Source organism: Microvirga massiliensis (genome assembly GCF_001006805.1).
GTDB classification, from domain to species: domain Bacteria; phylum Pseudomonadota; class Alphaproteobacteria; order Rhizobiales; family Beijerinckiaceae; genus Microvirga; species Microvirga massiliensis.
In genome coordinates this window covers 23459-34854 of the sequence record NZ_LN811357.1, presented here as the reverse complement: position 1 = coordinate 34854, position 11396 = coordinate 23459, and the positions used below count along the sequence as shown (strand labels likewise).

Here is an 11396-nt window from a genome sequence, read left to right as displayed (position 1 = left end):
TTACCTCAGGACGCCTCGTGGAATACGAGGGCGGTGGCGAGGAGACGCGCTCGAACCCGTGGCTTGCCGAACTCCAGCAGAACATGTTCGTGGAGATCAACACGGGCGATGCTGCCGATCGCGGCATCACGGATGGGCAGTGGGTCTGGGTGCTGGGCCCCGAGAACGGCGCGAAAACACGTGTGAAGGCTCTCGTGACGGATCGTGTCGGAAAGGGCGTGGCCTGGATGCCCTTCCACTTCTCGGGTTGGTATCAGGGCGAGGACATGCGCGGCCGCTATCCCGCAGGGACGGATCCGTATGTGCTCGGCGAGAGCGTAAACACGGTCACGACCTATGGCTTCGATCCCGTGACGGGCATGCACGAAACCAAGGTCACCCTGTGTCAGATCCAGGCGGCGTGAGCGGGAGGCGATCACCATGGCGCGCATGAAGTTTCTCTGCGACGCGGACCGTTGCATCGAGTGCAATGCCTGCGTGACGGCTTGCAAGAACGAGCATGAGGTCCCCTGGGGCATCAACCGCCGGCGGGTGGTGACGCTCAACGACGGCAAGCCGGGCGAGCGTTCGATCTCGATGGCCTGCATGCACTGCACCGACGCGCCCTGCGCGGCGGTGTGCCCGGTCAACTGCTTCTACACGACCGCGGATGCGGTGGTGCTGCACTCCAAGGACCTGTGCATCGGCTGCGGCTACTGCTTCTACGCCTGCCCGTTCGGAGCCCCGCAATACCCGCGCGTGGGCAATTTCGGGACGCGCGGCAAGATGGACAAATGCACCTATTGCGCGGCAGGTCCGGAAGCCGACGGCACGGTGGCGGAATACGTCAAGTACGGCTCGAACCGGCTCGCGGAGGGCAAGCTGCCCCTCTGCGCCGAGATGTGCTCCACGAAGGCGCTCCTCGCGGGCGACGGCGAGATCATCGCGCAGATCTACAAGGAGCGCGTGGTCCAAAGGGGCTATGGTTCTGGCGCCTGGGGCTGGAAGACCGCCTATCGCGAGACCGTCGCGATCTGAGCCGAGCAGGCTGACGCCGTTCTTCGCGGTGTCAGCCTCCGCCGCAACGACAAGGGGAGGATCTCCCGATGACTCAGTCTTTCATGAGGCGCTTCGTCACCGCGCTCGCGCTCGTGGTCGGATTGGCTTTTGCCGGCGACACGCTTGCGCAGGGAACGGGCGGAGGCAATACGCAGAACATCGTGCAGGGGCAGTCGAGCGGGGCCAACCCGACCGCCCGTTCGGTAACCGAGGAGCAGCTCTTCCAGCAGCTCGACAAGCTCACGGGCCGCGTGTCGATTCCCGACGGGAAGGCCGCTGTCCTGCAGCAACCGCAAGGGCGCGAATATCGCGCCTATCATGAGAGCACGCTGCCCTGGATCGGCGGCATCGTGATTCTCGGCATGCTCGTCGCGCTTGCGGCCTTCTACTTCACGAAGGGCCGGATCATGATGGAGCCGGACGAGGAATCCGGACGGAAGATCCTGCGCTTCAACACTTTCGAGCGGTTCACGCACTGGCTGACGGCCACGTGCTTCATCGTGCTCGCGATCTCGGGCCTCAACTACATTTTCGGCAAGCGCCTGCTGATGCCGCTGATCGGCCCGGATGCCTTCGCGGCCTGGTCACAATGGGCCAAGTTCGCGCACAATTACTTGTCCTGGCCTTTCATGCTCGGCGTGTTGTTCATGCTCGTGGTCTGGATCAAGGACAATCTTCCGGACCGTACGGACATCGCCTGGCTGAAGGCTGGCGGTGGCTTCCTGTCGGGCAAGCACCCGCCGGCGCGGCGCTTCAATGCGGGTCAGAAAGGGATCTTCTGGTCTGTCGTCCTCGGCGGCATCGCGATGTCGGTGACGGGCATCATCATGATGTTCCCCTTCAGCTACACGGATATCGGCGGGATGCAGCTCTCGCAGATCATCCACGGCACCCTCGGCGTCATCCTGATCGCCATCCTGATCGCGCATATCTATATCGGCTCGCTCGGGATGGAGGGGGCTTACGACGCCATGGGTTCGGGCGAGGTCGATCTCGCCTGGGCCAAGGTGCATCACCGCCTCTGGGTCGAGGAGGAAGGCGCCAAGACCGCCAGCGGACGGCAGACGACGGCCCGCCCGGCTCCGGCCGAGTAGTGTGAACCTGAGGTGCCCGAGAGGTGAGGGGGGAGTTGCCACCCTCACCCGTCGACCTTCGGGAGTCGACCTCTCCCTTCGAGGGAGAGGTGAAGCGGCGGCGGCTCGCCCCTTGTGGGAGAGGTCGCCACGATTTGGCAGAACGAACCCAAAAGTGATCTGCGCGCTGCGCCGTCCTCACCTTCGCCCCTTGTGGGAGAGGTCGGACGCGAACCGTTCGGGTGAGGGGGGAAACGCCACCCCTCGAGAACCGTGAAAATCATCGGCCTTGCAGGCTGGAGCGGTGCCGGGAAGACGACGCTGCTGGTGCGGCTGATCCCGGAACTCGCGCGCCGAGGGTTGAAGGTCTCGACGCTCAAGCACGCACATCACGCCTTCGACATTGATCATCCCGCGAAGGATTCCTTTGCCCATCGCAGTGCGGGGGCGACCGAAGTCCTGGTCGCGTCCGGGCGGCGCTGGGCGCTGATCCATGAACTCCGCGACGGGGCGGAGCCGAGCCTCGCCGAACTCCTTCTGCACCTGTCACCCGTGGACCTCGTGATCGTCGAGGGCTTCAAAGCCTATGCTCATCCGAAGGTCGAGATCCATCGCGTCGCGAACGGGAAGCCGTTTCTGTTTCCGGAAATCCCGAATGTCACGGCGGTTGCTACCGATGGACCCGCGCCGGCCACCGAGCTGCCGATCCTCCATCTCGACGACATTGCCGCCATCGCGGATCACGTGCTTCGCACAGCCGTGGAGCGAGATACCCTCGTTCGTGAACTGCAGGCTCTGCCCATACCCGAGCGCATTCGTCAGCCCGCCCGTTCGGACACGACTTGACGGAACGGCCATGGCCGGACACCACCTGTCCGGGGAGGGTCTGCACCATGGCTCAACTCTCGAACGACTGTTTCGCCTTCGGCGGCCCGCTGCTCGCGGTCGATGCGGCGCACCAGATCATCCGCGATCGCGTGGCCTGCGTCGTCGCGCGCGAGAAGGTCAGGCTGGACGAGGCCGATGGACGTGTCCTGGCGGCTCCGGTCATTGCTCCGATCGACCTGCCGCCATTCGATAATTCCGCCGTCGACGGATACGCGGTGCGCTTTCGCGATCTCCGTTCCGGAGAGGCGACGGTTCTTCCCGTCCATCGCCGCATCGCCGCGGGAGACAGCGCCCTGGAGGTCGGAGCCGGGGAGGCGGTCCGCATCTTCACCGGCGCCCCGATGCCTGCTGGACTCGACACAGTCTTCATGCAGGAGGACGTCAGCGTCGGGCCGGACGGCGTCGCGCTTCCAGCGGGACTGAAGGCGGGAGCGAACCGCCGCCTCGCCGGTGAGGATCTGGCACGCGGACAGGAGGCGTTGCCGGCCGGTCGGCGCCTCGCACCCCAGGAAATTGCGCTCCTGGCGGCGCTCGGGATCTCGGAGGTCGACGTCTGGCAACCCTTGTCGGTTGCGCTGTTCTCGACGGGGAACGAGCTCGTTGGGCCCGGGGCATCCCTGCGGCCCGGCGCGATCTATGACTCCAACCGGCTGCTCCTGCGTCCGCTCCTGATGCGTCTCGGCTGTCGGGTCGACGATCTCGGCATCCTGCCGGACCGGCATGAGGCCGTGAGCCGCGCTCTCGCCGAGGCCTCGGCGCGCTACGACCTCATCCTGACATCTGGTGGCGTCTCGACAGGCGAGGAGGATCACGTGAAGGCGGCGGTCGAGGCCCGCGGCAGCCTCACGTTCTGGCGCATGGCGATCAAGCCAGGACGGCCCGTAGCGCTCGGAATCGTCGGCGGCACGCCGTTCATCGGCTTGCCCGGCAACCCGGTTGCGGTGTTCGTCACGTTCACCCAGGTCGCGCGCGCGCTAATCGCGCGTCTGCAGGGTGAGGAGTTCAGAGAGCCATTGCCCCTGCCGGTCGTGGCCGCCTTTCCCTATCGCAAGAAGGAAGGCCGCCGCGAGTTCGTGCGCGTGCGGCTCGTGCGGGAGTCCGACGGGCGTCTCACGGCGCACAAGCATCCCCGGGAGGGTGCGGGCGTCATCACGTCACTGACGGAGACAGACGGATTGGTGGTGCTCGACGAGCCGACTACACGAATAGAACCTGGCGCCGTTGTTGGCTTTCTGCCTTATGAAATGATCTCGTAGGGCGCAGTGTTTCCCCCCTCACCCGCGCGCGTTGCGCGCGGGTGAGGGGGCAGCGCCGACGCTAAAAGCAAAGCGCGACATGGCGCTCACCGAAAGAGCGCAGGTTAGGGCAACCGCGCCCCTTGCGGATATCAGCTCGACGGAACCTGGTTTTCACCGCTCCAGTCCGGTCCGACGAGGTTGTGGCTGGGCTCGCCGACGCGCACGCTCGATGTGGAGAACGCTTCATAGGCGGGACGCTGCTCGCTGCTCAGCACGAAGAAGGCGGCGTATCCCAGCACCAGGGCAACGACGGCCGACAAAAGAATGATTTTCATGCTCTCACCTCCCAGCGGCCTGTTCTTCTCGCCGCGAATTGTACCGAAACCTAACCTACACTTTAAGAGCTCAGATGTCGCCATGGGCGACGAGCATCTCCTCGGCTTCCGCGATGTCTTCGGGAGTGTTGGCGTTGAAGAAGGGGTCGACAGGCTCGATCGGCCATTCGACATGCGCAATCCCGTGACGCGCGGTCCAGCGGTCGATCTTGCGCAAATCCTCCACGGTGAGTGCGTGCCGCAGGTCCGAGGCCAATGCCACGGGCCAGAGGGCGTTAACCGGATGGGCCCGCCCGCCGGAGGACGCGCAGGCAAGCGGAAGGTTCGCGGTTGTGCGTGCCTCGTGCAGTTGCGCGACGAGATCCCGCGGCAGGAACGGCGTGTCGGCGGCGACGCTCGCCACCCATTCACAATCGGGGCGATGCTCCCGAGCCCACTCGAGCGCCGCGAGAATGCCGGCGAGAGGGCCTGCAAAACCCTCGACCGTATCAGCGACGACGGGCAAATCGAGGTCTGCGAACCGCGCCGGATCGCCATTGGCGTTCAGGATCAGGCCATCGCATTGCGGCGCGAAGCGCTCCAGCACACGCTCCAGGATGGTTCGCCCGCCGATCCTCCGCAGCGGCTTGTCGCCGCCACCCATGCGTCGAGCAAGGCCTCCGGCCAGGAGAACGCCCAGTGTCTTCGGATGAGGATCAGTCATCGCGCGGCTCCGCACCCTTGCGCCGGTGCTTTGCGGATTCCTCGGCCACGTAGGTGAGATCCTGGTCGAAGACGATCCGGTCTTCGCCCGAGAGCGCAATGAAGCGCTTGCCGCGGGCGCGCCCGATCAGCGTGAGGCCGCACTGGCGAGCAAGCTCGACGCCCCAGGCCGTGAAGCCGGATCGCGACACGAGAATCGGAATCCCCATGCGGACGGTCTTGATGACCATCTCCGAGGTAAGGCGGCCGGTCGTGTAGAAGATCTTGTCGCCGCCCCCGACGCCGTGACGGAACATCCAGCCGGCGATCTTGTCGGCCGCGTTGTGGCGTCCGACGTCCTCCATGTAGACGAGCACTCGATCCTCGGCGGCGAGAACGCAGCCGTGGATCGCGCCGGCCTCGAGATAAAGCGAAGGCGCCGTGTTGATCTCGTGCGTCAGGCGATAGAGCCACGATGTATGCAGCGGCGTTTTCGGGAGTTGCACGCGATCGAGCGCCTCCATGAGATCGCCGAATGCTGTGCCCTGCGCGCAGCCGCTCGTCTGCGTGCGCTTGCGCAGCTTGTCCTCGAAGTTGGTCTCGTGCTCGGTGCGAACGACGACAACGGAGAGATCGTCGTCGTAGTCTACGCCCGTGACGATATCGTCCGCCTTCAGCATGTTCTGATTGAGGAGATAGCCGAGTGCGAGGTACTCGGGATAATCGTTGATCGTCATCATGGTGACGATCTCCTGCGCGTTCAGGTAAAGCGTCAGCGCACGCTCCACCGGAACGGCCGTTTCGACAGGCTCTCCTCTTTCGTCGATTCCAGCCACGGCCTGCGTGAGTCGCGGATCCTTGGGATCCGGCAGGATGAGCGGCGGAATGCGGATCTCGTCCATCCCGATCTACTCGATCACGATCCGGGGCGCCGGGCGTGCGGCCCCGCCGCCCGACAGCGTCTGCCAGATCTCCGCGGCCATGCGGCGATAGATTTGGGCTTGCGGTCCCTCCGGATCGACGGCAACGACTGGACGCCCGGCATCCGAGGTTTCGCGGATCTCCATCGTGAGCGGGACTTCGCCGAGGAACGGCACGCCGAGACGGGCCGCTTCCTCCCTCGCGCCGCCATGGCCGAAGATGTCGGAGTTCTTTCCGCAATGCGGGCAGATGAACGTCGCCATGTTCTCGACGATGCCGAGAATCGGGATCTCGACGCGGCGGAACATGGTGACGCCGCGCCGCGCATCGATCAGCGCGAGATCCTGCGGGGTCGACACGATCACCGCGCCGGCCAGCGGCGTGGCCTGCGCCATTGTGAGCTGTGCGTCGCCCGTGCCGGGAGGCATGTCGACGACGAGCACGTCGAGCTCGCCCCAGGCGACTTCGCGCAACATCTGCGTGATCGCCGACATCACCATCGGCCCCCGCCAGATCATGGCGGCTTCCTCATCGACCAGGAAGCCGATCGACATCAGGCGGATGCCGTATCCGTCCATCGGCTCCAGGATGCGGCCGGAGATCACTCGGGGCTTGCCGTGCACGCCGAAGAGCTTCGGCATCGAGGGGCCATAGATATCGGCATCGAGGAGGCCAACCTTGAGGCCCATGGCCTGGAGCCCGAGCGCCAGGTTGCAGGCCGTCGTGGACTTGCCGACACCGCCCTTGCCCGAAGCGACGGCGATGACGTGCTTGACGCCGGGGATGGCCTGCGCCTTCGCGGTCGGGGCTGCCTGGGGCCGGCCCGGCTGGACCGGCGACGAGGTCTTCGGAGCGCCCGGAGCCCGATCCGCCGTGAGGCTGGCGAACACGGCCTTGACCCCGGGAAGCCCCTTCACGGCGGCTTCGGCGGCCTGGCGGACCTTCTCCATCGCGGAAGCTTCGGCCGGCTCGACCGCGATCGAGAACATCACCCGCGCGTTCTGGTCGATGACGATGTCCGAGAGGCGCCCGGAGGCGGTGAGGGTGGTGCCGGCTGCATCCACCGGGACGGTGGCGAGGGCCTGGAGCACGTGTTCACGGGTGATCGCCAAGGCTGAACTCCTGTCGCCGTCGTCGCATGGACGACCTTTCCTGGTCATCTATAGGCTGGCAGCGAAGACGTTAAGGGGACGAGGAGCTTCACAGGTGCCGGAGATCTTCACGATCGGCTACGAAGGGGCGGATTCGGAGCGGTTTCTGCTCGCGCTGAAGGATGCCGGAATTACCTCGGTCGCAGATGTGCGGGCGGTCGCGCTCTCTCGGAAGCGCGGCTTCTCGAAGAACGCGCTGCGAGGCACCCTCGTGGAGGCCGGCATCGGCTACGAGCACTACCGGGAGCTTGGAACGCCGGCCGCCGGGCGTGCGGCCGCCCGCGCCGGCGATGCCGATACGATGCACCGCATCTTCTGCGAGGAGGTACTCACCACGGCCGCGGCAACCGAGGCTCTGGCGCGCCTCGCGAAGGAGGCTGCCGCTGCGCCGGTCTGCCTCCTCTGCTTCGAGCGCGATCCTGCGCATTGCCATCGCCGGATCCTGAGCGGCCGGCTTGCCGCGCAAGGTTTCAAGGTGACGGACCTCTTCCCGCCGCAGCTCTGACGGGGCGATCGCCCCGCGCGCATGAACGCCGCTCGCCGGGCATGGCCCGGTTCTCTACCCTGACCGATACGGGAAACCAAAGACCGGCTCACAGGTTGTCAGGTAGCGTCCTGGTCGGGCGGATCCGGATACGATCCCCCGCCGTCCGTGATTTTTGCCTGACAGTGCAACGCGATGGCTCGTTACGCCGTCCTGCGTTCCGCTGCTGCCGCAGCCACGAGGAGTCACCCATGCATCAGCACGGCCACAACGATCCGAATGCGCAGAAGCTCTACGACCTTATCAAGGATATCAACTTCGCGATGGTGACGACGGTCGATACGGACGGCACGCTCCACAGCCGTCCGATGTACAGATGTCCGCCCGACGAGCACGGAGACTTCTGGTTCTTCACGAAGATCCAGTCGCCCAAGATCACGGAGATCTCCCGCGATCACGAGGTCAACATCGCCTTCAGCGAGCCCTCGAACCAGACCTATGTGTCGATCTCCGGCAGGGCCGAGGTCGTGCGGGATCGCAGCAAGATCGATGAGCTGTGGTCCCCGCCCATGCGTGCCTGGTTCCCGGAAGGAAAGGACGATCCGCAGATCGCGCTCATCCGCGTGCACCCCGCAAAGGGCGAGTATTGGGACAGCCCATCATCCACGGTGGTGAACCTGTACGGCTATGTGAAAGCCAGCATCACTGGAAAGCCTCCGACCGAACTGTCCGATACCGCGAAGGTGGACCTCAGCTGAGGCATGGGGGTCAATATCGATCACCTTTCACCGGTGCCGGGTTGCTCGCAGGTGGCCCGGCGCTAGATCATTGACAGATATCGCTTCAGTTCTTTCGAGGTTCTGCGTAGTTTGCCGCAAGAATGCCCGATACTCGGCAGGCCTTATCGAAATTCTGTATTCAGATGCTGTGGAAGCTCGGACTTGAGTTCTGGTAGGATTCACGAAACTGCTTCAGCTTTCGCGAAACTGTTGTAACGTCAGAGCGTGGCGGACTGTCCTGTCTGACAGCGGTTTGCTTATTGGGGTTAGCCTTTGTGATCGGAGGATCCAGCATGGCCCAGGCAACATCCACCTCCGCTAAGCCACTCATCGAGAGCGATCGCGTCGAGGGTACGACCGTGTACGACGCGAGCGGCGAACGGATCGGCACGGTCAAGCGACTCATGATCGAGAAGGTCAGCGGCCGAGTCGCCTACGCAGTGATCGCCTTCGGAGGAGTTTGGAAGCCCGGAGCGGACGATCACACGATCCCGTGGGGCAAGCTCGCCTATGACACCCAACTCGGCGGGTACCGGACGGACATTACCGAAAGCGAACTGAAGCAAGCACCGAGCTTCGCGCCTCACGAGCATGACTGGTCGGACCGCGACCGCGAGGAGCAACTTCACGATTACTATCGCATCCCACCGTATTGGCGAGCGATTTGATCGAGGCGCATGTCGGAACTCCGGTCCCGTCAATCACCCACTCGCGCCAATGCTACCCCTCAGCCCCGGTCTACTCTGGCCGTCAGCCTCAACTGCGCTGTGCTGAGCCCATCAAGGCAGGTGCGACGTCGAACTCTCATGCAAGGAGCTCGTCGAGCAGTGAATGCTGCTCGACGAGTGAGGAAGGCAGGGTCATGGCCGCAACGGCGGATGCCCTTCTGACCGCAGCAGGCGGGTTGAACCCGAGTTCCCTCACAGGAACCCAATGGAAATCCAGGGCACAGCGGCAATGACGATCGTGCCGATAATCAGGGCCAGCATGTAGCCGACGATCGGCTTCATGCCTTGGTCCGGGTGAATGCGGCTGATGGCGCAGGCCGCGTAGTATCCGACCCCGAAGGGCGGCGCGAACAGGCCGATGCCCATCGCCAAGATGACCACCATCGCATAGTGGACCTCGTGCACGCCGACTTGGCGGGCGATGGGGAACAGCAGCGGTCCGAAGAGCACGATGGCGGGAATACCCTCCAGCACGCTCCCGAGGACCACGAACGCCACGATGGTGACGGCCAGGAACATCGGCACGCCTCCCGGCAGACCGGTCATGAACGTGGCGAGCGAGGCGGAAAAGCCCGACTGGGTCAGAGCCCAGGCCATCCCGGTCGCAGCCCCGATGATGAGCAGGATGGCGCCTGACAGTCCTGCTGTCTCGACCAGCATGGGGTAGAGACGCCTCCAGTCGAACTGGCGGTAGATCAGGAGTCCTGCAAGGGCCGAGTATACGATGCCAATCGTCGACACCTCGGTCGCGGTTGCGATTCCCTCGATCACCGCGGCCCGGATCACGAAGGGCAGAGCAATGGCAGGAAGGGCAATCACGAAGCTCCTGCCGATCTCGCGGCGGGTCGCCCGCCGGACGTGGGACAGATCCTCGCCGCGATAACGCCACCACACCACCGCGCAGAGCATGATCGCGAGCACAACAGCGGGCAGAAGCCCGCCCGTGAACAGGGCGGCAATGGACACGCCCGTGACAGAGCCGATGGTGATGAGCACGAGGCTCGGCGGAATCGTCTCGGTCTGAGCACCGGTCGCGGATAGGAGGGCCACCAGGTCGCCCGGCTTGGCCCCACGTTCTTTCATTTCCGGGAACAGCACGGGCGCGATGGCCGCCATGTCGGCCGCCTTTGACCCCGAGATGCCCGACACGAGATACATGGCCCCGACGAGGACGTAGTGGAGCCCGCCCCGCACGTGGCCGAGCAGGTTGGCGAGAAAGCCCACCATCGCGCGGGCCATTCCGGTCATTTCGATCAAGAGACCGAGAAAGACGAACAGGGGCACGGCAAGAAGGATGAGGTGGCTCATGCCTTCATCCATGCGGCCGATCACCACCACGTCGGGAGTGCTGGTCGTGAGCGCGATGAAGCCGAACGTTGCCAGGCCGAACGCAAAGGCGATCGGCACGGCGGCGAACACCATCGCCCCGACGAAGCCGACGAAGAAGATGAGCAGGTTGAGATTGCCCAGGGGCTGCAGCACCGGGGCAAGCAGCGTGAGAAGGCCGACGACAGCTACGACCAAGGCCAGGGCGCCGGCCACGTGCCGCAAGTCACCGACACTTGCCAGCCGCAGCAGGGCCACCAGCATCATCAACCCAATGCCGACCGGCAGCGCGGCGGCGCGCCAGGAGTTCGCAATCTCGAGCGCCGGGGTCGTGACCCAGACCTCGTCGGCGGCGAACTCATAGGCCGGGTAGATGAGGAGTATGAGAAAGGCCAAAGCTGCCGCCATCGCGACCACGTCGAGAAAAGCCTGCGCGCGGGGGGGCAGCATGCCGACGATGGCCGTCATGCGCATGTGCTCGCCGCGCTGCAACGCGATCACCGCGCCCAGCATGGCGAGCCACAGGAACAGAATGCCGGCGAGCTCGTCCGACCAGACGATCGGGCTATGAAAGACGTAGCGAGCAATGATGCCGGCGAGCAGGACTACGATCTCGGCGACAACGATCAGCGCCGCCGGGATCTCGATGAGCGGAATGAGGGCGGCATTGATCCGAGCCGCCCAGTGTTGCCGAGAGCGGGCGTGCAATTCGTCTGCAACGCCGGCGTCGATGTTCGTGACGTGTGCCATGGCC

General features: G+C 64.8%; 13 protein-coding genes. 8 read left to right on the top strand and 5 right to left on the bottom strand.

Annotation, left to right across the window (positions count from 1 at the left end; genetic code table 11):
• From BN1233_RS22585 to BN1233_RS22565, 5 genes are all read left to right on the top strand, one after another.
• Positions 1-404, top strand: a 404-nt coding sequence (locus tag BN1233_RS22585; RefSeq protein ID WP_280139405.1) for a molybdopterin dinucleotide binding domain-containing protein, incomplete at its 5' end; no start/stop codon positions are given.
• A 16-nt stretch (positions 405-420) separates the two neighbouring features.
• Positions 421-1017 carry a formate dehydrogenase FDH3 subunit beta gene (gene fdh3B / locus BN1233_RS22580; RefSeq protein WP_046865899.1) on the top strand — a complete coding sequence of 199 codons (597 nt, stop codon included), beginning with the start codon at positions 421-423 and terminating at the stop codon, positions 1015-1017.
• An 83-nt stretch (positions 1018-1100) separates the two neighbouring features.
• Complete coding sequence (locus BN1233_RS22575; RefSeq protein ID WP_046866140.1) at positions 1101-2132, top strand: formate dehydrogenase subunit gamma; 1032 nt, start codon at positions 1101-1103, stop codon at positions 2130-2132.
• Between the two features lie 252 nt (positions 2133-2384).
• Positions 2385-2957 (top strand): molybdopterin-guanine dinucleotide biosynthesis protein B, encoded by a 573-nt coding sequence (mobB, locus tag BN1233_RS22570; RefSeq protein ID WP_046865898.1) that lies wholly within the window; start codon positions 2385-2387, stop codon positions 2955-2957.
• A 47-nt stretch (positions 2958-3004) separates the two neighbouring features.
• Positions 3005-4255, top strand: a complete 1251-nt coding sequence (locus BN1233_RS22565) for a molybdopterin molybdotransferase MoeA (RefSeq protein WP_046865897.1) — start codon at positions 3005-3007, stop codon at positions 4253-4255.
• 131 nt (positions 4256-4386) lie between these two features.
• Here the strand turns inward: BN1233_RS22565 and BN1233_RS22560 are convergent, their stop codons facing one another.
• The 4 genes from BN1233_RS22560 to BN1233_RS22545 form a co-directional block, all read right to left on the bottom strand.
• Positions 4387-4572 (bottom strand): hypothetical protein, encoded by a 186-nt coding sequence (locus tag BN1233_RS22560; protein WP_046865896.1) that lies wholly within the window; start codon positions 4570-4572, stop codon positions 4387-4389.
• A gap of 70 nt (positions 4573-4642) precedes the next feature.
• On the bottom strand, positions 4643-5275 hold the full coding sequence (mobA, locus tag BN1233_RS22555) for a molybdenum cofactor guanylyltransferase MobA (protein WP_046865895.1): 633 nt from the start codon (positions 5273-5275) through the stop codon (positions 4643-4645).
• Entirely contained in the window at positions 5268-6155 is an 888-nt protein-coding gene (locus tag BN1233_RS22550) for a formate dehydrogenase accessory sulfurtransferase FdhD (RefSeq protein ID WP_046865894.1), read from the bottom strand. The genes mobA and BN1233_RS22550 overlap by 8 nt, the downstream gene beginning before the upstream one ends.
• A 6-nt stretch (positions 6156-6161) precedes the next feature.
• Positions 6162-7286, bottom strand: coding sequence for an Mrp/NBP35 family ATP-binding protein (locus BN1233_RS22545; protein ID WP_046865893.1), 1125 nt, complete (start codon positions 7284-7286; stop codon positions 6162-6164).
• Between the two features lie 103 nt (positions 7287-7389).
• Between BN1233_RS22545 and BN1233_RS22540 the strand changes: the two genes are divergently transcribed.
• The 3 genes from BN1233_RS22540 to BN1233_RS22530 all read left to right on the top strand — a co-directional run bounded on the left by BN1233_RS22540 (position 7390) and on the right by BN1233_RS22530 (position 9256).
• Positions 7390-7830 (top strand): DUF488 domain-containing protein, encoded by a 441-nt coding sequence (locus BN1233_RS22540; RefSeq protein WP_046866139.1) that lies wholly within the window; start codon positions 7390-7392, stop codon positions 7828-7830.
• Positions 7831-8060: 230 nt separating this feature from the next.
• Entirely contained in the window at positions 8061-8567 is a 507-nt protein-coding gene (locus BN1233_RS22535; RefSeq protein WP_046865892.1) for a pyridoxamine 5'-phosphate oxidase family protein, read from the top strand.
• Between the two features lie 314 nt (positions 8568-8881).
• Positions 8882-9256, top strand: a complete 375-nt coding sequence (locus tag BN1233_RS22530) for a PRC-barrel domain-containing protein (protein WP_046865891.1) — start codon at positions 8882-8884, stop codon at positions 9254-9256.
• Positions 9257-9508: 252 nt separating this feature from the next.
• Here BN1233_RS22530 and BN1233_RS22525 read toward each other — a convergent pair whose 3' ends face one another.
• The gene (locus BN1233_RS22525; protein ID WP_082145597.1) at positions 9509-11392 is read right to left on the bottom strand and encodes a TRAP transporter large permease; all 1884 of its coding nucleotides are present in this window, start codon (positions 11390-11392) and stop codon (positions 9509-9511) included.
• Positions 11393-11396: the final 4 nt, after the last annotated feature.